This is a genomic window from Actinokineospora pegani (genome assembly GCF_009745975.1).
Classification (GTDB): domain Bacteria; phylum Actinomycetota; class Actinomycetes; order Mycobacteriales; family Pseudonocardiaceae; genus Actinokineospora; species Actinokineospora pegani.
The window spans coordinates 34867-56451 of sequence record NZ_WHOL01000100.1; the positions used below are offsets into that span (position 1 = coordinate 34867).

The following is a 21585-nucleotide window of genomic DNA, read 5'->3' on the forward strand; positions in this document are numbered from 1 at the left end:
ATGTGCTGCATGCTGCCACAGGACGTAGTCGATCAGTCGAGACCACGCCGTGATGTTCACACGAATGCCGTATCAAGTACCGGCCGTGACCTGCCCAAACGAGTGGGCAGCTACCACTGGTGAGCTCTGCGGCGTGCAGGATCGCCAGGTCAGCGCTGCAAATCGCGGAGCGCGATCGCCAGCGCGGAGAGCCGGTCGGAGGCGTCGGTGAGGGTGTCGTGCGAAGCCGACGCGGTGCTCGCGGCGAGCGCGCGGCCCGCGGCGGAGACCAGCCCCAGGTAGCCCTCGACGCCCTCGTCGAGTTGGCGGCGCAGTCCGCGCACGCCCTCGGACAACGGGGAGCGGTCGCGGGACGGGGAGTGGTCGCGGGCGCGCTCGACGGCCTGGAGCTGGGCGGAGATCGCGTGCAGCGCGGTGGCGGCCTCGGCGCCGGAGGCGCGGGCCTGGGCGACGTCGTCCGGCGGGACCAGCGCGGCGCTGCCGAGCTGTTCGAGCAGCACGTGCAGGGTCTCCTGGGCCTCGCCCAGCCTGCGCATCGGCTCCCGGGCGGCGGAGGTCCTGGCGGGCAGCGCGACCGGCTTGGGCGGGGGCTCGGGCAGCGGCTGCCGGTGCAGCCGCCAGGACTGCACCCCGGAGACGGTGGTGGCGATCCCGGAGAAGACCGCCCCGCCGATCAGCAGCGGCAGGCTCACCCCCGGGTTGAGCACGGCGATGTCGACCACGGCCGCGCCGACGCCGGTCGCGGCCGTCGTGGCGCCCCAGCCCTGGGCGATCGCCACGGACTGCTTGCGCTTGCGGATGGCCTTGGCCCTGGGATCGCGCCACCCGGCGAGAGCACCCCGGACCTGTTCGGCGTAGGGGTGGGAGAGGCCGCGGAGGCTCTGCTCGACCATCTTGTTGCCGAGCTTGATCAGCTCGTTCCTCCGCGACCCCACCACGTGCCCTCTTCTCAGCCGTTGGCTTGCGGGTTCTTCTCCTGCGCGACCCGCGAGGCGATCTCGGCCTGGATGTCACCGCCCGCGGGCGAGGCGCTCGCGCCACCGCTCACCTGACCGGCCACCTGACCGCCGCCCATCGACGCGCGGATCTGGTCGAGCCGCGACTGGCCCGCCATCTCGGTGGTGGAGGCCTGGACCTCCATCATCCGGCCCTGCACCGAGTTCTGCGCCAGCTCAGCCGAGCCCAGCGCGGTGGTGTAGCGCTTCTCGATCTTGTCCCGGACCTCCTCCAGGGAGGGGGTGTTGCCCGGGGCGGCCAGCTCGCTCATCTGGTTGAGCGACTTGGAGACCTGCTCCTGCATCTTGGCCTGCTCGAGCTGGCTGAGCAGCTTGGTGCGCTCGGCCAGCTTGTTCTGCAGCACCATGGCGTTGCGCTCGACGGCCTGCTTGGCCTGCGCGGCGGCCTGCAGCGCCTGGTCGTGCAGCGTCTTGAGGTCCTCGATGCCCTGCTCGGCGGTCACGAGCTGGGTGGCGAAGGACTGGGCGGCGTTCTCGAACTGCGTCGCCTTCTGGTCGTCGCCCTTGCCGCGGGCCTCGTCGGCCAGCACCAGCGCTTGGCGCGCCGAGGCCTGCAGCTTCTCGACCTCGCCGAGCTGGCGGTTGAGCTTCATCTCCAGCTGGCGCTGGTTGCCGATCACGGAGGCGGCCTGCTGCGAGAGTGCCTGGTGCTGGCGCTGCGCCTCCTCGATGGCCTGCTGGATCTGCACCTTGGGATCGGCGTGCTCGTCGATCTTCGACGAGAACGACGCCATCAGGTACTTCCAGAACTTCACGAACGGGTTGGCCATCTCCTCCGCCTGCCTTCTCGTACTGCCGGTCCACTGGTCCCGTCGGCCGCGTTAGGCCAACGTGCCTGCGCCTGCGCGGGTTCCATCGAGCTGTGCGGTCCATCGTGTCAGGTGCGTTCGGGCGGTTCCACCGGACCCGGGGGAATTCCCGGGTTCTCCCGGAGACCTCGGACCACCCTCGGGGTCCGCCCGACCCCGGGTATGGGTGATTCTCCCCGATGACACGGCCGGAGCCGGGACGAACGCGGGAAACGGCCGCCGAATGTCACCTCGACGTGATCACCCGCGGACGGGACGGGCCCGGGGGACGCGCGGTGCGCTCCCCCGGGCCCGTCCCGGCTGTGTGTGGTTGTCGGTGCGGGTCTCAGGCGGCGAACACTGCCTCGGACCTGCCCGCGCCGAGGGGGGGCTCGATCCGGTGCGTCAGCACCGGCTGCAACCGCAGGTCGGCCAGGCTGTCCCCGACGACGGCGGGCACCAGCCTGCCACCGTCGACGCGCGCCACGGCCTCGCTGTCCACCGGCTCGGTGACGCGCCCGGGCACGCCGTCGGCGACGGCGGTCAGCGCGCCGATGTCCGAGGCCACGTTGTGCAGCAGCTCCGACAGCGGCAGTTCCAGGGCGTCGCAGATCGCCGCGAGCAGCTCGCTGGAGGCCTCCTTGCGGCCCCGCTCCACTTCCGAGAGGTAACCCAGGCTGACCCGCGCGGAGCGGGAGACCTCCCGCAGCGTGCGCTGCTGGTTGGTGCGGGCGTGTCGGAGCCGATCACCGATCGCCTCGCGCAACAGCACGGTCATCGCGCACCTCCCTTCCTCGGCGGACCTCAGTCCGAGCGTCGCCCCCGCCCCGGGTGACTTGAGCGGAAACCACGCCTGGCCCTCATGCGAACAACGTTACCCAGTGGGTCGGACACAGCGCAGCGACTTCTCGGGTAGTCCGCCAAGAGCGAACGTCCCAGACGCCCGGATCGTTCCCCGGGCCACACCACTGACCGTGACCGGCCACTTACCCGTAGAGGGTACCGAGTCGCCCCGCGAGCAGGTCAAGGGCGGCACGCACGGCGACGGTGCGAATTTGGTCTCGCCCACCCGCCGCGACCGGCGCTGACGACCACGCGCCGTCCGGTCCGGACAGCGCGGCGAAGATCATCCCGACCGGCTTGCCGTCCTGCTCGTCGGGACCCGCGACGCCGGTCAGGCCGATACCGTACGTGGCCGAGCAGCGGGTCCTGGCGCCCTCGGCGAGGGCGGCGGCGACGGCCGGGTCGACCGGTCCACGAGCCGCGAGCAGCGCTGGGTCGACCCCGGCGAGCCCGGATTTCAAGTCGGTCGCGTAGACGACCAGCCCGCCGCGGACCACGGTGCTGGAACCGGCCACGGTGGTCAGCGCGGCGGTCAGGAGCCCCGCCGTCAAAGACTCCGCTGTGGCGACTGTCTCATTTCGGGCGCGCAGCCCGGCCACGACGCGCACGACCTCGGCCCGGGTGAGGCCGGGCAGCAGGTCCAGCCCCGTCACGGGGCCATGGCCCGGCGCCCCCGGGCGCGCAGCCGCACGGCGCGCACGACGTAGTCGACGCCGGTGACGACGGTCAGCACCAGCGCGACGGCCATCACCACCCAGGCCGCGGGCACCAGGAAGCCGGGCAGCGGGAGCACGAACAACCCGATCGCCAGCACCTGGGCCAGCGTCTTGGCCTTGCCACCCCGGCTGGCCGGGATGACCCCGTGCCGGATGACCCAGAACCGCAGCAGCGTCACCCCGACCTCGCGCACGGCGATGACGGTGGTGATCCACCACGGCAGCATGCCCAGCACGCTCAGCCCGACCAGCGCCGAACCGGTGAGCGCCTTGTCCGCGATCGGGTCGACGATCTTGCCGAAGTCGGTGATCAGGCCGTGCTTGCGGGCCAGCCGCCCGTCGATGTGGTCGGTGACCGAGGCGACGGCGAAGACGAACCAGGCCACCAGCCGCCACAGCGGGTCGGTCCCGTCCTCGGCGAACAGCGCCAGCAGGAAGAACGGCACCAGCAGCAGCCGGGACACGGTGAGCATGTTGGCGATGTTGAGCAACGGCACGCGCGTGGGCTCGGGCAGCGTGGCGTGCGGCGGCTCGGCGCCCGCGGGCTGGGCGGTCGGGGCGGCGACCGGCCGGACCGGCGGCTGCCCGGCGGGTTGGGGCGGGGACTCCTGCCCCGGCTCGACCCGCTCCGCCGCCCCGCCCTGACCACCCGCCGCCGTGCTCACGCCGCGCCCGGTGACACGCGGGGCAGCACCTCTAGCGGCTCGACCAGCAGGTCGACGCCCTCGGTGTCGACGACGCGGCCGCGCACCAGGTCGCCGACGGCCAGGTCGGCGGGCTCGAGCGAGTCGCCCGCGACGAACACGCACTCGCCGTCGACCTCGGGGGCCTGGTGGGCGGCGCGGCCCGCGCAGTCCTCGTCGTCGGTCTCGGGGCGCTCGACGAGCACGACGACCTCGGCGCCGACGCGCTCCTCGGCGCGCTGCGCCGTCAGCTCCTCGACCAGGTCGGAGATCCGGGAGACGCGGGCGGCGATGGTCTCGGCGTCGAGCTTGTCCGGGAGGTCCGCCGCCTCGGTGCCGTCCTCGTCGGAGTAGCCGAACACGCCGACGGCGTCGAGCCGGGCCTCGGTGAGGAAGCGGACCAGCTCGGCGAAGTCGGCCTCGGTCTCGCCGGGGAAGCCGACGATGAAGTTGGACCGGATGCCCGCCGCGGGCGAGTGCTCGCGGATCTGGCCGACCAGCTTGAGGAAGGAGTCGGTGTCGCCGAAGCGGCGCATCCGGCGCAGCACCGACTCGCTCGAGTGCTGGAAGGACATGTCGAAGTAGTCGGCGACGCCCGGGGTGGTGGCGATGGCGCGGACCAGGTTCGGCCGGGTCTCGGCGGGCTGCAGGTAGGACGGGCGCACGCGGTCGATCCCGGGCAGCGCGGCCAGCCGGGTCAGCAGGGCCTCCAGGGCGCGGTCGCCCGCGTGCTCGCGGCCGAGGTCCTTGCCGTAGGAGGTGGTGTTCTCGCTGACCAGGACCAGCTCGCGCACGCCCTGACCGGCCAGCCACGCGCCCTCGGCGATGATCTCGTCGGGCAGCCGGGACACGAACGAGCCGCGGAAGCTGGGGATGGCGCAGAACGAGCACCGGCGGTCGCAGCCGGAGGCGATCTTCAACGAGGCGACCGGGGCGTCGTCGAGGCGCTTGCGCTCGATGCGCGGGCCCCAGGCGTGGCCGGGCACGGTCACCTCGGCCGCGGCGGCCTGCCGGTCGACCGGGCTGATCGGCAGCAGCGTGCGCCGGTCCACCGGCACGTGCGAGGGCACGGCGTGGCCGGAGAGCACGTCGCCGAGGCGTTCGGCGAGGTCGGGGTAGTGGTCGAAGCCCAGGACGGCGTCGGCCTCCGGCAGGCTCTCGGCCAGCTCGGCGCCGTAGCGCTCGGCCATGCAGCCGACCGCGACGACCTTGGCCCCGGTGTCGGCGGCGGCGAGCAGGGTGTCGACCGAGTCCTTCTTGGCCGACTCGACGAACCCGCAGGTGTTGACGACGATGACGTCGGGGCTCGACCCGTCCTCGCCGCCGTCGGGGTCGACCAGCTCCCAGCCACCGCCCGCGAGCCTGCCCGCGAGCTCCTCGGAGTCGACCTCGTTGCGGGCGCAGCCGAGGGTGAGCATGGCGACACGGCGTGACGTGGACGGAGAAGGCACGACCAAAGGGTAACCGCCGGGGGGTGGCCTGCCCGCGAGGGACGGGGAGGGGGCGGGCGCCGAGCCGGATAAGTGTTGATCACCGTCGATGAGAACTGTCGGCGTTCGACAAACCCCTCACAGGGGGTCATCGTGCACCGTCGGGTTTAACACCGTTGCGCAATCGGGACTACGAATACTCGCTGTAATAGTGCAGAGTGTCAGTCCTGTACAGGCTGCGCCCGATCGTGGGCGGGATGTCAAGGGAGCGGTTGGGGTCATGTCCAGGGGTCGGCACCGCAAGAAGCGCAGGATTCCCACAGCCGCGGCGGCGTTGGTGCCGGTCGCGGTCGTGCTGGTGGTCTCCACCGGCGACGGGGCCGAACAGCCGGGCCCGACCGGGCCGCGGGCGCTGCCCGCCGAGCTGTTGGTGCCCGTGCCCGCCTCGATGAGCTCCGTGGCGGTCAACGGCTCGCTGCCCACCGACCAGGAGCTCTCCCCCGAGCTGCTGCAGGCGGTCGTGACCGCGGGCACCTCGGCCGAGCCCGCCTGGCCGACCGTCGACGTCGACCTCACCGACTCCTCGATCCCCGAGGTGGCGATGCGCGCCTACGCGCGCGCCGAGCAGCTCCTGCGCGCGGCGCAGCCGGGCTGCAACGTCACCTGGACGCTGCTCGCGGGCCTGGGCAAGGCCGAGTCCGACCACGCGGACGGCGGCCTGGTCGACGGCGTCGGCGACACCCTGAGCCCGATCCTGGGCCCGCTGCTCGACGGCAGCGAGGGCTCCGGCGCGGCGAAGGTCCCCGACACCGACGGTGGCCGCTGGGACGGCGACAAGCACTGGGACCGCGCGGTCGGCCCCATGCAGTTCATCCCGGGTGTGTGGTCGGTCTACGGCACCGACGGCAGCGGCGACGGCAAGGCCGACCCGAACAACCTCTACGACGCGGCGGTGACCGCGGCGCGGTTCCTGTGCGCGGGCGGCACGGACCTGGACGACCCGGCGCAGCGGGCCAGGGCGATCTTCCGCTACAACCACTCGGACAACTTCGTCCGCGTCATCCTGACCTGGGACGCCTCGTACGGCAAGGTCGTGGAGCAGCCGACCGGGATCATCCCGCCGCCCGGCGCGGGCGCCCCGGACGAGGGCGGCGTGCTCGCGGGCGGCGCCCAGCCCACCCCGCTGGCGGCCGCGGGCACGACGGTCGCCCCGCAGGCGGGCAACACCCCCGGCGGCATCACGGTGCCGCCGATCACGGTGCCGGGCGTGCCCGGCGTCCAGATCCCCGGCATCCAGATCCCGGTGCCCGGCCTGCCGAACACCCCGCCCCCGCCCGGGGCCACGCCGCCCAAGCCGACCACGACGAACCAGCCGAGGCCGACGACCACCACGGCGCAGCCGAAGCCGACCACGACGCAGCCCAAGCCGACGACCACGGCCCCCAAGCCGACCACGACGCAGCCGAGGCCGACGACGACCACCCCGAGGCCGACCACCACGTCCAACACGCCGAACCTGCCCGGCACCGACTGGTACGACTGGACCGTCTGGCTCCCCTGGAACCGCTGACGCGCGACGCGCCCGAGGCCCCCACCCGCCGCGGGTGGGGGCCTCGGGCGTTCTAGACCCGCTCGAACAGCGCGGCCAGGCCCTGCCCGCCGCCGATGCACATCGTCTCCAGCGCGTAGCGGCCCTGCCTGCGGTCCAGCTCGCGCAGCATGGTCGCCAGGACGCGGGCGCCGGTGGCCCCCAGCGGGTGGCCCAGGGAGATGCCGGAGCCGTTGACGTTGACCCGCTCCCAGTCGGCCTCGGTGAGCCCCCACTCGGCGGCGACCGCGAGCACCTGGGCGGCGAAGGCCTCGTTCAGCTCGATGAGGTCGACCTCGGCCAGGGTCAGCCCGGCGCGGCCGAGCGCCTTGGCGGTGGCGGGCACCGGGCCCAGGCCCATCAGGTGCGGCGCCACGCCCGCGCTCGCCCAGGACACCAGCCGCGCCAGCGGTCGCAGCCCCAGCTCGGCGGCCTTCTCCGGGGTGGTGACCACGCAGCACGCGGCGCCGTCGTTCTGGCCGCTGGCGTTGCCCGCGGTGACGGTGGCCTCGGCGTCCTGCCTGCCCATGATCGGCTTGAGCCCGGCCAGGGTGTCGGCGGTGGTGTCGGCGCGCGGGTGCTCGTCGCGGTCGACGTCCACGGCGGGCCCGCCGCGCTTGCCGGGGACGGTGACCGGCACGATCTCGTCGGCGAAGCGGCCCGCGGTGATGGCGGCGACGGCGCGCGCGTGCGAGCGCACGGCCAGCTCGTCCTGCTCGGCGCGGGAGATCCCGTACTCGCGGCGCAGGTTTTCCGCGGTCTCCACCATGCCGCCGGGCACCGGGTGGTTGGCCCCACCCGCGGTCACCCTGGCCCTGGCCAGCCGGTCGTGCAGCTCGACGCCCGCGCCCTTGATCCCCCAGCGCATGGCCGTGGAGTAGAACTCGACCTGGCTCATGTTCTCCGCGCCGCCCGCCACGACCAGGTCGTTGGCCCCGGTCTGCACCCGCATCGCGGCGTCGATGACCGCCTGCAGCCCGGAGCCGCAGCGCCGGTCGACCTGGACACCGGGCACCTCGACCGGGAACCCGGCGTCGAGCGCGGCGACCCGGCCCAGCGCGGGCGCCTCGGCGTTGGGGTGGCACTGGCCGAACACCACGTCCTCGACCACCGCGGGGTCGATGCCCGTGCGCGCGATCAGCGCGCGCAGCGCCGTCGCGGCCAGCTCGGTCACCGCCACCCCGGCGAACTGCCCGCCGAAGCGCCCCACCGGGGTCCGGACCGGTTCGCAGATGACCGCCTCGCGCATGGTGCTCCCTGGTTCCTCTGGCCTCGCCGCCGGATGACGGCCCCAGCCTGCCCCCCGGACGGGCACCGTCGCCATGTGCGGTACCACACGGGGTGTCCCACCGGCGTGAACCCGGCCCCGAGGGCTAGATTGGCCGGTTGTGAAGCCGGTAGTGCGCAGGGCCAGGACCGCCGACGTCCGCCCGATGAAGGCGGTGATCGACACCTACGTCGGCAAGGTGCTGCTCGCCAAGCCCATCGTGACCCTGTACGAGGACGTCCAGGAGTTCTGGGTGGCCGAGGTCGACGGCGAGCTGGTGGGCTGCGGCGCCCTGCACGTGCTGTGGGAGGACATCGCCGAGATCCGCACGATCGCGGTGGCGCCGGGCGCGCGCGGCCTCGGCGTCGGGCACCTGCTGGCCGAGGCGCTGATCGCGGTGGCCCGCGAGCTGGGCCTGCAGCGGATCTTCGTGCTGACCTTCGAGACCGGATTCTTCGCCAAGCACGGCTTCGTCGAGATCGACGGCACGCCGGTGGCCCCGGAGGTCTACGAGGAGATGCGCCGCTCGATGGACGAGGGCGTCGCGGAGTTCCTCGACCTGGAGTACGTCAAGCCGAACACCCTGGGCAACAGCAGGATGCTGCTCAAGCTCTGAGCGCCCGGCGGGGACCGCGCGGCTACTTCGTGGCGGCGAGCTGGATCAGGTTGCCGCAGGTGTCGTCGAACACGGCGGTGACCACCGGCCCGAAGTCGGTCGCCTCCTGGGTGAACTCGACCCCGAGGCCCTTGAGCCGCTCGACCTCGGCGGGCACGTCGTCCACGGCGAAACTGGTGAACGGGATGCCGTCGGCCACGAGGGCGTCCTTGAACGGCTTCGCCGCCGGGTGGGCGCTGGGCTCGAGCAGCAACTCGACCCCGTCCGGGCTGGCCGGGGAGACCACCGTGAGCCAGCGGTACTCGCCGGCGGGCACGTCGGTCTTCTTGGTGAACCCCAGCTTCTCGGTGTAGAACGCCAGCGCCTTGGCCTGGTCGTCGACGAACACGCTGGTGACGTTGATGCGGATCACGGGGTGCTTCCCTCTCGGTGGACGGGCCATCGCTCGGAGATCGAGCGCAGTGGGCCCGTGTCGATGTCGTGGAACTTGTACCGGCCCTGCCGCCGGGTGCGCACGAGACCAGCCTGCTCCAGCACCGCGAGGTGCTGGGAGATCGCTTGCCGCGAGGAGGCCAGGCCGTGCTTCATGGTGAGTCGCCCGCAGATCTCGAACAGCGTCTGGCCGTCCCGATCGATCAGCTCATCCAGGATGAGCCGCCGCGTCGGGTCCCCGATGGCCTTGAACAGCTCGTGGTCTGCGTCCACCGGCGCCAGTATAGGCAAGTCCACACTTGCCTGTCAAGGCGCAGGGGGCCGGTGCCCGCCGACAGGGGTTCGGCGGGGTATGCCCGGCGGGGCGCGCGGTGGGATTAATTGCTGGCCGGATCTCCGGCCCCGATTCCCGAGTCTCGAGGGAGACCACCCGTGGCCACGACCACCCTGCGCCGTGCCAGCCGAGCCTTCGTCCTGTCCGCCGCGGCGACCGCCGCCATGATCGTCGGCGCGGGCACCGCCTCCGCGGACCTGTCGAGCGCGCAGTTGCGCTCGACCACCGACAGCTACCTCTACACCCACAGCCTCAACGGGTTCCAGTCGACGCGGAACAACCGCCCCTACGCCAGCCAGCTCGACTGGTCGTCGGACGGGTGCTCCAACTCCCCCGACAACCCGTTCGGCTTCAACTTCGTGAAGGCCTGCCACCGCCACGACTTCGGCTACCGCAACTACAAGAGGCAGAGCCGCTTCACCGAGGCGAACCGACTGCGCATCGACAACAACTTCAAGGAAGACCTGTACGAGATCTGCGCGGGCAACTGGAGCTGCAACCGGACCGCGGACGTCTACTACGCCGCCGTCCGCCAGTTCGGCAACAGCTAGTCCGGAACAGGCGAAGCGCCCGTCGGACCGGGGACCGACGGGCGCTTCGAGAATCGTGGGGGCCGCTCAGCCCTGGTAGCCGCCACCCTGCTGCGGGTAGCCGCCCTGCTGCGGGTAGCCGCCCTGCTGGGGGTAGCCCTGCTGCTGCGGGTACCCACCCTGCTGGGGATAGCCCTGCTGCGGGTACCCCGGCTGACCGTAACCCTGCTGCGGGTACCCCGGCTGGCCGTAGCCCTGCTGCGGGTAGCCGCCGTGGAAGCCGGGGGCGCCCGCCGGGCCGACGTAGCGGGCGGAGCCGAAGCCGAGGATCGGGAAGCCGATGAACGGCAAGAAGATGAGCAGGACCGCGAAGCCGCCGTCCTTGCCGTAGGACTTGGCGACGTCGATGTAGAGCATGATCATGATGACGATGTTCACCAGCGGGATCAGCATCAGCAGGATCCACCACGCCGGCCTGCCCGCGATCTTGAGCAGCACGATGATGTTGTAGATCGGCACGATGGCCGCCCAGCCGGGCTGCCCCGCCTTGGTGAACATCTTCCACATCGAGGCGATCATGAAGACCGCGAACACGAGGTAGAACAGGCCCATCCCGACCAGGAGGCCGGTGGGGATCTCGGTGCTCGTGTAGGTGTAGTCGTAATCGTACTGCTGGGCCACGGTGGTCCTCACGGTCTCCGGTATCGGTGTGCGCGCTTGATTGTCGCGAATGGACCCTCGGACGTTGCCGCAGTTACCCGTTTGTGACCTCGCGGGGGTACAAGACCGTGCTCAGTCGTCCTCACCGGTGTCGACGGTCACCGGCCCGCCGCCGCGCATCTCGTACAGCACGCCGTCCAGCTCGTCCGGTTTGATGAGCACGTCGCGCGCCTTGGACCCCTCGGTCGGGCCGACCACGCCGCGTGTCTCCAGCAGGTCCATCAGCCGCCCGGCCTTGGCGAACCCGACCCGCAGCTTGCGCTGCAGCATCGACGTCGAGCCGAACTGGGAGGTCACGATCAGCTCGGTGGCCGCCACCAGCAGCTCCAGGTCGTCGCCGATGTCGGGGTCGATCTCCTTCTTCTCCCCGGCCTTGGCCGAGGTGACCCCGTCGGTGTAGTCCGGCTGCGCCTGCTCCTTGGTGAACGCGACGATGCCCATGATCTCCTCGTCGGAGACGTAGGCGCCCTGCACGCGCACCGGCTTGGACGCGCCCATCGGCAGGTAGAGCCCGTCGCCCATGCCGATCAGCTTCTCCGCGCCCGGCTGGTCGAGGATGACCCGGGAGTCGGTCAGCGACGAGGTGGCGAAGGCCAGCCGCGAGGGCACGTTGGTCTTGATCAGGCCGGTGACCACGTCGACCGAGGGCCGCTGGGTCGCCAGGACCAGGTGGATGCCCGCCGCGCGCGCCTTCTGCGTGATCCGGACGATGGCGTCCTCGACGTCGCGCGGGGCGGTCATCATCAGGTCGGCCAGCTCGTCGACGATGGCCAGGATGTAGGGGTACGGGCGGTACACGCGCTCGCTGCCGGGCGGGGCGGCGATCTCGCCGGACTTCACCTTCTTGTTGAAGTCGTCGATGTGGCGGACCCGGTTGGCCTGCATGTCCTGGTAGCGCTGCTCCATCTCCTCCACCAGCCAGGTCAGCGCGGCGGCCGCCTTCTTGGGCTGGGTGATGATGGGCGTGATCAGGTGCGGGATGCCCTCGTAGGGGGTCAGCTCGACCATCTTCGGGTCGATCAGGATCATCCGCACCTCGTCCGGGGTGGCCCGCGCCAGCAGCGAGACCAGCATCGAGTTGACGAAGCTGGACTTGCCGGAGCCGGTGGAGCCCGCGCACAGCAGGTGCGGCATCTTCGCCAGGTTGGCCGTGATCATGTGGCCCTCGATGTCCTTGCCGAGGCCGACGACCATGGGGTGGCTGTCGGACAGGGCCGTGGTCGAGCGCAGCACGTCACCGAGGCGCACCATCTCGCGGTCGGCGTTGGGCACCTCGATGCCCACCGCGGACTTGCCGGGGATCGGGGCCAGCAGGCGCACGTTGTCGGTGGCCACCGCGTAGGCGATGTTCTTGGTCAGCGCGGTGATCTTCTCGACCTTCACCCCCGGGCCGAGCTCGACCTCGTAGCGGGTGACCGTCGGCCCCCGGGTGAAGCCGGTGACCTGGGCGTCGATGTTGAACTGGTCGAGCACGCCGGTGATGGCCTCGATCATCGCGTCGTTGGCCTTGGAGCGGGCCTTGGGCGCGTCGCCCGCGACCAGCAGCCCCGGGTCGGGCAGGGCGTAGTCGCCGTCGACGACGCGGGTGACGGTGATGGTGTCCGGGTCGCGCGGGGTGTCGGCGACCTGCGGGGTCTCCTTGACCTGTGGCTTGCCCTTGGCGCGCGCGGGCTTGGCCCGCGCGGGCTCGTCCAGCGGCAGGGCGGGCTGCTCCTGGGCCGTCTCCGCCTCGGCGTCGGCCTTGCGGGAGCGGCCCTTGCGCGGCTTGAGCGGCGGCTCGACCAGGTCGTCGGAGCCGAGGTCGAAGTCGTCGATGCCGAGGTGGCCGCCGTCGTCCTCGTCGTCGGGGCGGCTCAACTCGCGCAGCCGGGTGGGGATCTCGCGGACCGGGGTGCCGGTGAAGACCAGGATGCCGAAGCCGAGCACGAGCACCAGGACCGGCACCGCGACCCAGGCGGTGACGCCCTTGGCGAGCAGGCCGCCGGACAGGTAGCCCAGGGCGCCGCCCGCGAACATCCGGCCGTCGTTGGTCTCGGGCATCCCGGCGAACACGTGCAGCACGCCGAGCACGGCCAGCACGGCCAGCAGCGTGCCCACGGCGTAGCGGGGCCGCTTGTCCGGTTGCGGCTCCGAGCGCATCAGCACAACGCCGATCACGACCAGCGCGACCGGCACCACGACCGACAGCGCGCCGAACACCGTCCGCACCCCGATGGCCAGCCCCGCGCCGACGACGCCCGCCGCCCGCCACCACACGGCCGCGGCGAGGACGACGCCCAGGGCCAGCAGGGCGAAGGCCGCGCCGTCGCGGCGGTGGGCCGGGTCGAGCTCCTTGGTCCGGCCGATCGCGCGGGCCAGCGACCCGACGCCGCGGGCGAGCAGGCCGAATGCCGAAGCGACCGCGCCCTTCTTCGGCGGCGCGACGGGCTGGCGCGCGGGGGCCTTGCGGGCCGTGGCCCTCGCCGCGGGTTTGGCCGGGGCCTTCGCGGCGGGCTTGCGTGGGCCGCCCGAGGACGCCCGAGCCCTGGTGGTCCCGGTGTTCTTCGAGGTCGTGGAGCGGCTCGCCATGCCTACACGGTAGTCGCCCCAGCCCCTCCCGCACCGCACATCACCTGCGCCACCTGCGACGCGGGCGGCACACTCCCCGCGGGCGCGAGCGCGCGCGGGGGCGATCCACCCGGCTGACCAGCACCGTGCCATGCTCTGCGCCATGGTTGCGCTGCGAGGCGACGGCGATCGGGCGACACGCCGGAAGAAGGCCATCCACGACACACCGGCGGTCTGGCGGTTCCTCACCGCCCTCGACCGGGTCGTCGTCCGGGCCGTGGGCACGCTCGAGGTCACCGGTGAGTTCCCACCGCACCTGCTCGGCAAACCGGTGCTGGTCGCGGCCAACCACATCGGCATGTTCGACCCGATGGTCATCATGGCGGCCTCCGGCACCCAGGGCTTCCTGCCGCGCTTCATGCTCACCGCGGGCCTGATCGACGCCCCGGTCGTCGGCTGGTTCCTGCGCAAGAGCGGCCACCTGCGCGTCGACCGGGGCAAGGCCAACATCATCGAGGCCTTCACCGTCGCCATCGACACCCTCAGAACGGCCAGGGTGCCGCTGCTGGTCTACCCCGAGGGCCGGGTGACCCTGGACCCGGGCATGTGGCCGGAGAAGGGCAAGACCGGCGTGGCCAGGATGGCCCTGGGCGCCTCGGTCCCGGTCGTGACGATCAGCCAGTGGGGCGCCCACGAGGCCGTCTACTGGGGCTCGGAGACGGTCTCGGGCTGGAAGGACGTCAAGCCACTGCTGACCTCCTTCCTCAAGGCCATGCGCCGCCGTCCGGTCTTCAAGGTCCACTTCGGTGGCGAGGTGGACCTGTCCGACCTGACGGCGGGCAAGCCGGGGGACGCCATGCGGGCGCACAAGCGCATCATGCAGGCCATCACCGACGGCCTGGTGCCGTTGCGCGCGGACGAGCCGGACATGCCCGCCTTCCACGACCCCACCCGGCCCACCATCGCCAAGAGCCCCTGGAAGCCCACCGCCTGAGCCCGCGGCGCATTCCCCCGCCCGAATCCCATCCAGGCACCACCGCGGGTCGCCCGTGCGAATACCGACTCCACGATTCATCAACGCCCCGCACTCGGAATCGACGGTCGTAATTCCCGCGTTCAGCACTCCGGCGACGAACGAACCCAAAGGTGTGAGCCACCTGGTCGCGCCCGGCCTGCGCGGATTTGGCGAGGTCAGCCAACTTCAGCCACAAGGCCCGCCAACCAGCCCAGGTCTGCGGTTATCGGACCTCGACCGGTGCTGAACAGCCACCCGGACGGTGGAACGCACAGCGTGCACACGCGAACCTGATCGACTGTCAGTAAAAGTAAAGAGTTTGCCATCACCCGGACAGGCGTTTGCCCTACCCAGCGCTCGCCCGGCTCAATCGCCGTTGGCGCGCATTTTTTCCGCCTGCAACAGCATTTCTCCTGCGTGATGACCGGACGGTCTCGTCACACGTACGAGAGTTGGATCACACCCTATTGGGCTATCCGGGTGAATACTTGACAGCAGACTGCCCAATCGGAACGGTAGTGGGTAAAGATCTGTTTACTCGACGAACGCGACAACCTGTGTCATCTTCGTCACAATGAGCAAGCGATCGTTCTCGCTGCGCAACGACGCGCGCCCCTGCTAGATCCACCACCTGGAGGTCACCAATGGGTGCTGCACGCACCGACGCCCACGCCCCACCGCACCAGCGCTTGCGGTCGTGGTTCGTTGAGGACGCCCGGCACGACCTCCCAGCCTCGCTGGTCGTGTTCCTGGTCGCCGTCCCCCTCTCGCTCGGCATCGCCGCCGCCTCCGGCGCGCCGGTCATGGCCGGGCTCATCGCCGCCGTCATCGGCGGCATCGTCGCGGGCAGCCTCGGCGGCTCCGCGCTCCAGGTCAGCGGCCCCGCGGCCGGCCTGACCGTCGTCGTCGCCGGACTGGTCTCCCAGTTCGGGTGGGCTGTCACCTGCGCGATCACCGTCATCGCCGGTGCGCTGCAACTGCTGCTGGGCGCCTGCCGCATCGGCCGCGCCGCGCTCGCCATCTCCCCCACTGTCGTGCACGCCATGCTCGCGGGCATCGGCGTCACCATCGTCCTCGGCCAGCTGCACGTCCTCCTGGGCGGCGCGGCCGGGTCATCCGCCTGGGAGAACATCAGCGAGCTGCCCGCGCAGCTACTGGGCCTGCACAGCCCCGCCGCCTTCATCGGCCTCGGCGTGATCCTGCTGCTGCTGGTCTGGCCCAAGCTCCCCGCCAAGGTCCGGGCGGTCCCCGGCCCGCTGGTCGCGATCACGCTGGCCACCGCCGTGGCGGGTCTCGCCGCGCTGCAGGTGGCCCGGGTCGACCTGCCGGACAACCCGCTCTCGGCGATCAGCCTGCCCAGCCTGCCCGAGGGCCAGTGGGGCGCGTTCGCGCTCGGCGTGGTCACCATGACGATCATCGCCAGCGTGGAGAGCCTGCTCTCGGCCGTGTCGGTCGACAAGATGCGCGAGGGCCACCGCTCCAACCTCGACCGCGAGCTGATCGGCCAGGGCTCGGCGAACATGGCCTCCGGCCTGCTGGGCGGCCTGCCGGTCACCGGCGTCATCGTCCGCAGCTCCACCAACGTCCGCGCGGGCGCGCGCACCCGGGCCTCGGCGGTCATGCACGGCGTGTGGGTGCTGTTGTTCACCGCGCTGCTGGTCGGTCTGGTCGAGCAGGTGCCGATGGCCGCGCTGGCAGGCCTGCTGGTCCACATCGGACTGGCGCTGGTCAAGCCGGACGACATCCGCGCCGCCCGCAGGCACGGCGAGCTGCACGTCTACGTCATCACCGTGCTCGGCGTGGTGTTCCTGAACCTGCTCGAGGGCGTGCTCATCGGCGTCGCCGTCGCGGTGCTGGGCATGCTGCGCCGCGTGGTCTGGGCCCGGGTCCGGGTGGAGAAGGACGACGCCCCCGACCACTACTCGGTGATCGTCGAGGGCACGCTGAGCTTCCTGTCCGTGCCCCGGCTGTCGCGGGTGCTCGCCCAGGTCCCCGAGGGTGCGCACGTGGACGTGGAACTGGTGGTCGACTACCTCGACCACGCCGCCTACGAGCACCTGGCCACCTGGAAGGCCACGCACACCGGAGCGGGCGGCACCGTCGTGGTCGACGAGGTCGGCCTGGGCACCGAGCAGCGCTCGGCCCCGAAGCCGGGCAACCGCGTGTTCCTGGCCTGGTCGCAGTGGCAGGAGGGCGAGCCGGAGATCCCCGCGCAGACCCGCCGCGACCCCCTGGTCGAGGGCGCCCGCGAGTACCACAAGCGCAGCGCCCAGATGATCCGCCCGCAACTGGAGAAGCTGGCCTCCTCCCAGGCCCCGCACGCGCTGTTCCTCACCTGCGCGGACTCCCGCATCGTGCCCAACGTCATCACCACCTCGGGCCCCGGCGACCTGTTCACCATCCGCAACGTCGGCAACCTGGTCCCCCGCCACAACGAGTCCGACGACCAGTCGGTCCACGCGGCGGTCCAGTACGCGGTGGACAACCTGGACGTGTCCACGATCGTCGTCTGCGGCCACTCCCGCTGCGGCGCGATGACGGCGGCCATCGCCGACGGTGCCCTGGACGGACCCGTGGGCAAGTGGCTCCGCTGGGCCGAGACGAGCGTCCGCGCCTGGCGCGCGGGCCACGTCCTCGGCCGCGCGGCCGCCGACGACGGCTGGTCGGAGATCGATCAGCTCGCCATGGTCAACGTGGCGGTGCAGCTCGAGTCCCTGTCGGAGTTCCCGGAGGTGCGGGAGGCGGAGGTCAAGCTCGTCGGCCTCTTCTTCGACATCCCCACCGGGACCCTGCTGATGCTCGACGCAGGCGCCGAGCGATTCACTCCCATGCCGGGCGGCCGGGCGTCGCTGGTGCCCGCGTCGACCAACGGCGCGGCCACCCCGGTCACCGGGGTCATCACGGGCTAGCAGGCTGACCACACCGGTCCGGGTTCGTGCGAGGTGTCTCGCACGAACCCGGACCGGAGGTGCTGCTCGGGGGTCGCCAACCAGGCGACTCGGCCGCTGGGGCGGTCAGACCGGGATGACCGTCGGCACGATCATCGGCCTGCGCCGGTAGGTGTCGGCCACCCAGCGGCCCACCACGCGCCGGACCGACTGCGCGATCCGGTGGATGTCGGTGATGCCCTCGGACTCGGTGTGCGACAACTCCATCTCCACGAGGGACACCGCCGCGTCCAGCGCCTTCGGGTCGTCGGAGAAGCCGCGGCCGGAGACCGTCGGGGCCGAGACAGCGCGGCCGGTCTTCGAGTCCACGACGATGGTGATGGCGATGAAACCGCCCTCGCCCAACACCAGCCGGTCGGACAAGGTGGACTCGCCGACGTCACCCACCGACAGGCCGTCCACATAGACGTGTCCGACCTCGACGCGGCCGGAGATCGCGGCGCGGCCGTCGACCATGTCGACCACCACCCCGTCCTCGGCGATGACCACGCGGTCCTCGGACACACCGGTCTGCACCGCCAGGGCGGCGTTCGCGCGCAGGTGGCGCCACTCGCCGTGCACGGGCATGACGTTGGAGGGGCGGACGGCGTTGTAGAGGAACAGCAGCTCGCCCGCGGGAGCGTGGCCCGACACGTGGACCTTGGCGTTGCCCTGGTGGACCACCTCGGCGCCCAGCCGGACCAGGCCGTTGACCACGCCGAAGACGGCGTTCTCGTTGCCGGGGATCAGCGAGCTGGCCAGGACCACCGTGTCGCCGGGGCGGATGGAGATCTGGCGGTGCTCGCCGCGGGCCATGCGGGACAGGGCCGAGAGGGGTTCGCCCTGGGACCCGGTCGAGACGAACAGGACGCGCTCCTCGGGCATGGACATGGCCTCGTCGAGGTTGACCATCAGCCCCGCGGGGACGTTGAGCAGGCCCAGGTCGGCGGCGATGCCCATGTTGCGGACCATGGAACGGCCCACCAGCGCCACCTTGCGGCCGTGCTTGACCGCGACGTCGAGGACCTGCTGGACGCGGTGGACGTGGCTGGCGAAGCAGGCGACGATGACGCGCTGGCTGGCGCTGTTGATGACGCGGTCGATGACCGGGCCGATCTCGCGCTCGGGGACGACGAAGCCGGGGACCTCGGCGTTGGTGGAGTCGACCAGGAACAGGTCGACGCCCTCGTCGCCGAGCCGGGAGAAGCCCGCGAGGTCGGTGAGGCGGCCGTCGAGGGGCAACTGGTCCAGCTTGATGTCGCCGGTGTGCAGCACCACGCCCGCGGGGGTGCGGATGGCCACGGCGAGGGCGTCCGGGATGGAGTGGTTGACCGCGAAGTACTCGCAGTCGAACTCGCCGTAGGAGCCGGTGTCGCCCTCCTTGACCTCGCGCAGCACCGGGTTGAGGCGGTGCTCCTTGCACTTGGCCGCGACCAGGGCGAGGGTGAACCGGGAGCCGATGACGGGCAGGTCCGGCCGCAGGCGCAGCAGGAACGGCACCGCGCCGATGTGGTCCTCGTGGCCGTGGGTGAGCACCAGGGCGTCCACATCGGACATCCGATCCTCGATGGCGCGGAAGTCCGGCAGGATCAGGTCGACGCCGGGCTGCTGGTCCTCGGGGAACAGCACGCCGCAGTCGACGATGAGCAGGCGGCCGCCGTACTCGAACACGGTCATGTTCCGGCCCACCTCGCCGATGCCGCCGAGGGCGACGACGCGCAGCGCGCCGTCGGGCAGCGGGGGCGGGGGGTTTGCCGGCCACTTGCCCACGGTCGGGGCTGGCTGGCGCGGCGGGGTCTGGCTCACTGGTGGACCGTCCCTGCGGAGGTGTGGGTGGTGGTCGGGATGTAGGCGGCGTTCGCGTCGGCGCGGGCCACGCGGTCGGTGGCCATGTGCGCGTCCGGCGCGGAGGCCAGCGGCACGCCCGCCTCGGCGAGGTCGTGGGCGATGGCGCTGACCTGGTCCTCGGTGGCCGCGACCAGCGGCAGCCTGGGGTCGCCGACCTCGTGGCCGCGCAGCCGCATCGCGGCCTTGCTGAAGACCACGCCGCCGACCCGGCTGAACGCGGTGAGCACCGGCAGCAGGCCGTTGTGGATGTTGCGGGCGTTGGTGATCTCGCCCAGCTCGTAGTTGTCCACCAGCGTGCGCAGCCGCCCGGCGACGACGTGGCCGATGACGCTGACGCAGCCGACGCCGCCGATGGACAGCCACGGCAGGTTCAGCGCGTCGTCGCCGGAGTAGTAGGCCAGGTCGGTGCTGGCGATGACCTGCGAGCCCGCCAGCAGGTCGCCCTTGGCGTCCTTGACCGCCTGGATGCGCGGGTGCTCGGCGAGCCTGCGCAGCGTGTCGACCTCGATGGGCACGACCGAGCGCGGCGGGATGTCGTAGAGCATCGACGGCAGCCCGGTGGCGTCGGCGATGGCGGTGAAGTGCGCCAGCAGGCCCGCCTGGGAGGGCCGCGAGTAGTACGGGGTGACCACGAGCAGCCCGTGCGCGCCCGCGGCCTCGGCCTGGCGGGCCAGCTCGAGGCTGTGCGCGGTGTTGTAGGTGCCCACCGAGGCGACCACGGTCGCGCGGTCGCCGACGGCCTCCACCACGGCCCGCACCAGGTCGGACTTCTCCTGGTCGGAGGTCGTCGGCGACTCGCCGGTGGTCCCGTTGAGGACCAGGCCGTCGTTGCCGAGCTCCACCAGGTGCTCGGCGACGGCCTGCGCGCGGTCGAGGTCCACCGACCCGTCGGTGGAGAACGGGCTGACCATCGCGGTCAGCACCCGGCCGAACGGCCTGCCGGGGGCGGCGGTGGGACATGCGGTCATGGGTGTAGACGCTACCTGTAGGGCTCAGTTGGGCCGTTCACCACCTGAGTGATGTGACCCCGCGTTACCGTCGCGACCATGGCTGAGGACTCGTCCGCGCGCCCGGTTTTCGACTCCGACCCGGCGGACCCGCTCACCGACAGGGTCAAGGTCCTGCGCGGCGCGCCCGAGGGCACGCGCGACGTCCGGGTGCGGTTCCGGGCCGGTGGCGGCCTGCTCGGGCGCCGGACGGTGCGCCGGGACCAGGCCGACTCGGCGCTGCTGACCTACGTCGGCGGGGATGAGTACAAGCAGGAGGAGGTGTTGACGCTCGCGGGGGTGGACGAGTTCTTCGCGGAGGTGCGGGCGCGGGCCGCCGAGGAGGACGCGGTCGAGGCGGCCAAGAACGCCTGCGTGCACCTGCGGTGCCGTTATTGCGACGTGCGCGCGGAGTACCTGGGGACACGGACGTGGGTGGTCGGGGAGCCGACCATGACCGGGACGGCGCTGCGGTCGTTGAGCGAGGAGGCGGTCACGCAGCATGTCTACCGGTGTCCGCGGTGTGGGTTGCTGGAGTTGTTCGCTGAGGGGTTCCTGCGGCATCCGGTGCCGGAGGCCTGAGAGGCCGGGGTGTTCGCTTGGGCGGCTCGTCGGAATGGGGGCCGCCGGTCGGTCAGAAACCGCGCTTGAGGCCCTTGAGCCGGGCCACGCCGGTGTCGGAGCCCTCGAACTCCAGGACGCTCTGGTCGCGGCCGAAGGCCCACAGCAGGATCTCGCCGGGGGCGCCGGTCAGGGTCACCGGGTCGGGGCCGTTCTTGACCGTCGACCGGCGCTCGCCCGAGACCAGGGTGATGCCGACGGGGCTCTTGCGGAGGAGGACCTTGCCCATGCGGCCCAGGGTGGCCCAGATGGCGGCGTCGCGGCGGGGGTCCGCGGGGCGGGGGGTCCAGGTGGGGGTCGCTCGGCGGACGTCCTCGTGGTGGACGTAGTACTCGGTGGTGTTCACCAGGTTGTCGAGGGGGTTGAACGGGGACCAGACCGGGGGGCCGGTGCGGATCAGCTCGACGATCTGCTCCCACGGCTTGTCGAGGTAGGACTTGGTGACCTTGTCCAGGTAGCCCGAGAACACGGGCAGCAGGATGCCGGGGGCGGCGTCCAGGCGGCGCTCGCGAATGACCAGGTGCACGGCGAGGTCGCGCGTGGTCCAGTCACCGCACAGCGTCGGCGCGTCCGGTCCGACTGCGGTGAACAGGTCGCAGAGCTGTGCGCGTTCGTCCTTGGCGACACCCATGGGCAGACCCTACCGGCGGTCGGTGGCCGCCGGGCAGGGCGACCGGG

20 protein-coding genes are annotated in these 21585 nt (G+C 71.8%); 6 read left to right on the forward strand and 14 right to left on the reverse strand.

Translation table 11 applies throughout. The features are described from left to right. Window positions 1-149: 149 nt before the first annotated feature. The 6 genes from pspM to rimO all read right to left on the reverse strand — a co-directional run bounded on the left by pspM (window position 150) and on the right by rimO (window position 5464). A complete protein-coding gene (gene pspM, locus GCL84_RS19115; protein WP_156756877.1) occupies window positions 150-935 on the reverse strand; it encodes a phage shock envelope stress response protein PspM in 786 nt (261 codons plus the stop codon). A 14-nt stretch (window positions 936-949) separates the two neighbouring features. Then, window positions 950-1786 carry a PspA/IM30 family protein gene (locus GCL84_RS19120; RefSeq protein ID WP_156756878.1) on the reverse strand — a complete coding sequence of 279 codons (837 nt, stop codon included), beginning with the start codon at window positions 1784-1786 and terminating at the stop codon, window positions 950-952. 364 nt (window positions 1787-2150) lie between these two features. Further along, on the reverse strand, window positions 2151-2582 hold the full coding sequence (locus GCL84_RS19125; RefSeq protein ID WP_156756879.1) for a helix-turn-helix domain-containing protein: 432 nt from the start codon (window positions 2580-2582) through the stop codon (window positions 2151-2153). A 208-nt stretch (window positions 2583-2790) separates the two neighbouring features. Next, the gene (locus tag GCL84_RS19130) at window positions 2791-3300 is read right to left on the reverse strand and encodes a CinA family protein (RefSeq protein WP_156756880.1); all 510 of its coding nucleotides are present in this window, start codon (window positions 3298-3300) and stop codon (window positions 2791-2793) included. Continuing rightward, window positions 3297-3878 (reverse strand): CDP-diacylglycerol--glycerol-3-phosphate 3-phosphatidyltransferase, encoded by a 582-nt coding sequence (pgsA, locus tag GCL84_RS19135; protein WP_328618780.1) that lies wholly within the window; start codon window positions 3876-3878, stop codon window positions 3297-3299. Before pgsA ends, GCL84_RS19130 begins: the two co-directional genes overlap by 4 nt. Window positions 3879-4024: 146 nt before the next feature. Next, window positions 4025-5464 (reverse strand): 30S ribosomal protein S12 methylthiotransferase RimO, encoded by a 1440-nt coding sequence (gene rimO / locus GCL84_RS19140; protein WP_156756930.1) that lies wholly within the window; start codon window positions 5462-5464, stop codon window positions 4025-4027. Between the two features lie 292 nt (window positions 5465-5756). Here rimO and GCL84_RS19145 point away from each other — a divergent pair, with 292 nt between their 5' ends. Continuing rightward, the gene (locus GCL84_RS19145; protein ID WP_156756881.1) at window positions 5757-7046 is read left to right on the forward strand and encodes a lytic transglycosylase domain-containing protein; all 1290 of its coding nucleotides are present in this window, start codon (window positions 5757-5759) and stop codon (window positions 7044-7046) included. 52 nt (window positions 7047-7098) lie between these two features. Here GCL84_RS19145 and GCL84_RS19150 read toward each other — a convergent pair whose 3' ends face one another. Continuing rightward, the gene (locus tag GCL84_RS19150) at window positions 7099-8313 is read right to left on the reverse strand and encodes an acetyl-CoA C-acetyltransferase (RefSeq protein ID WP_156756882.1); all 1215 of its coding nucleotides are present in this window, start codon (window positions 8311-8313) and stop codon (window positions 7099-7101) included. Between the two features lie 139 nt (window positions 8314-8452). On the opposite strand from GCL84_RS19150, the gene GCL84_RS19155 reads away from it, so the two are divergent. Next, on the forward strand, window positions 8453-8947 hold the full coding sequence (locus GCL84_RS19155) for an amino-acid N-acetyltransferase (RefSeq protein WP_156756883.1): 495 nt from the start codon (window positions 8453-8455) through the stop codon (window positions 8945-8947). A 22-nt stretch (window positions 8948-8969) separates the two neighbouring features. On the opposite strand, the gene GCL84_RS19160 is transcribed toward GCL84_RS19155, so the two are convergent. Together GCL84_RS19160 and GCL84_RS19165 are read right to left on the reverse strand one after the other, a co-directional pair. Next, window positions 8970-9359, reverse strand: coding sequence for a VOC family protein (locus GCL84_RS19160; RefSeq protein WP_156756884.1), 390 nt, complete (start codon window positions 9357-9359; stop codon window positions 8970-8972). After that, on the reverse strand, window positions 9356-9652 hold the full coding sequence (locus GCL84_RS19165) for an ArsR/SmtB family transcription factor (RefSeq protein WP_156756885.1): 297 nt from the start codon (window positions 9650-9652) through the stop codon (window positions 9356-9358). Before GCL84_RS19165 ends, GCL84_RS19160 begins: the two co-directional genes overlap by 4 nt. Before the next feature lie 159 nt (window positions 9653-9811). Between GCL84_RS19165 and GCL84_RS19170 the strand changes: the two genes are divergently transcribed. Then, window positions 9812-10264 (forward strand): phospholipase, encoded by a 453-nt coding sequence (locus tag GCL84_RS19170; RefSeq protein WP_235926438.1) that lies wholly within the window; start codon window positions 9812-9814, stop codon window positions 10262-10264. 66 nt (window positions 10265-10330) lie between these two features. On the opposite strand, the gene GCL84_RS29380 is transcribed toward GCL84_RS19170, so the two are convergent. After that, the gene (locus GCL84_RS29380; protein ID WP_197523358.1) at window positions 10331-10936 is read right to left on the reverse strand and encodes a DUF5684 domain-containing protein; all 606 of its coding nucleotides are present in this window, start codon (window positions 10934-10936) and stop codon (window positions 10331-10333) included. Between the two features lie 99 nt (window positions 10937-11035). Further along, window positions 11036-13531: an FtsK/SpoIIIE family DNA translocase gene (locus GCL84_RS19180; protein WP_156756886.1), complete on the reverse strand. Its 2496-nt coding sequence runs from the start codon at window positions 13529-13531 to the stop codon at window positions 11036-11038. A 142-nt stretch (window positions 13532-13673) separates the two neighbouring features. Between GCL84_RS19180 and GCL84_RS19185 the strand changes: the two genes are divergently transcribed. Further along, window positions 13674-14504, forward strand: coding sequence for a lysophospholipid acyltransferase family protein (locus GCL84_RS19185; protein WP_235926439.1), 831 nt, complete (start codon window positions 13674-13676; stop codon window positions 14502-14504). A gap of 665 nt (window positions 14505-15169) precedes the next feature. Further along, on the forward strand, window positions 15170-17434 hold the full coding sequence (locus tag GCL84_RS19190) for a SulP family inorganic anion transporter (protein WP_156756888.1): 2265 nt from the start codon (window positions 15170-15172) through the stop codon (window positions 17432-17434). 105 nt (window positions 17435-17539) lie between these two features. Here GCL84_RS19190 and GCL84_RS19195 read toward each other — a convergent pair whose 3' ends face one another. Both GCL84_RS19195 and dapA read right to left on the reverse strand, forming a co-directional pair. Continuing rightward, the gene (locus GCL84_RS19195) at window positions 17540-19258 is read right to left on the reverse strand and encodes a ribonuclease J (RefSeq protein WP_407924410.1); all 1719 of its coding nucleotides are present in this window, start codon (window positions 19256-19258) and stop codon (window positions 17540-17542) included. Further along, window positions 19255-20268 carry a 4-hydroxy-tetrahydrodipicolinate synthase gene (dapA, locus tag GCL84_RS19200; RefSeq protein ID WP_156756889.1) on the reverse strand — a complete coding sequence of 338 codons (1014 nt, stop codon included), beginning with the start codon at window positions 20266-20268 and terminating at the stop codon, window positions 19255-19257. Before dapA ends, GCL84_RS19195 begins: the two co-directional genes overlap by 4 nt. 78 nt (window positions 20269-20346) lie before the next feature. On the opposite strand from dapA, the gene GCL84_RS19205 reads away from it, so the two are divergent. Beyond that, complete coding sequence (locus GCL84_RS19205) at window positions 20347-20868, forward strand: hypothetical protein (protein ID WP_156756890.1); 522 nt, start codon at window positions 20347-20349, stop codon at window positions 20866-20868. A gap of 52 nt (window positions 20869-20920) precedes the next feature. Here the strand turns inward: GCL84_RS19205 and GCL84_RS19210 are convergent, their stop codons facing one another. Continuing rightward, window positions 20921-21538 (reverse strand): TIGR03085 family metal-binding protein, encoded by a 618-nt coding sequence (locus tag GCL84_RS19210; protein WP_156756891.1) that lies wholly within the window; start codon window positions 21536-21538, stop codon window positions 20921-20923. Window positions 21539-21585: the final 47 nt, after the last annotated feature.

Coding starts and splice junctions, on each gene's coding strand:
- rimO (WP_156756930.1), bottom strand. CDS start 5,464: ATGCTCACCCTCGGCTGCGCCCGCAACGAGGTCGACTCCGAGGAGCTC.
- dapA (WP_156756889.1), bottom strand. CDS start 20,268: ATGACCGCATGTCCCACCGCCGCCCCCGGCAGGCCGTTCGGCCGGGTG.
- GCL84_RS19190 (WP_156756888.1), top strand. CDS start 15,170: ATGGGTGCTGCACGCACCGACGCCCACGCCCCACCGCACCAGCGCTTG.
- GCL84_RS19120 (WP_156756878.1), bottom strand. CDS start 1,786: ATGGCCAACCCGTTCGTGAAGTTCTGGAAGTACCTGATGGCGTCGTTC.
- GCL84_RS19145 (WP_156756881.1), top strand. CDS start 5,757: ATGTCCAGGGGTCGGCACCGCAAGAAGCGCAGGATTCCCACAGCCGCG.
- GCL84_RS19125 (WP_156756879.1), bottom strand. CDS start 2,582: ATGACCGTGCTGTTGCGCGAGGCGATCGGTGATCGGCTCCGACACGCC.
- GCL84_RS19205 (WP_156756890.1), top strand. CDS start 20,347: ATGGCTGAGGACTCGTCCGCGCGCCCGGTTTTCGACTCCGACCCGGCG.
- GCL84_RS19180 (WP_156756886.1), bottom strand. CDS start 13,531: ATGGCGAGCCGCTCCACGACCTCGAAGAACACCGGGACCACCAGGGCT.
- GCL84_RS19210 (WP_156756891.1), bottom strand. CDS start 21,538: ATGGGTGTCGCCAAGGACGAACGCGCACAGCTCTGCGACCTGTTCACC.
- GCL84_RS19150 (WP_156756882.1), bottom strand. CDS start 8,313: ATGCGCGAGGCGGTCATCTGCGAACCGGTCCGGACCCCGGTGGGGCGC.
- GCL84_RS19185 (WP_235926439.1), top strand. CDS start 13,674: ATGGTTGCGCTGCGAGGCGACGGCGATCGGGCGACACGCCGGAAGAAG.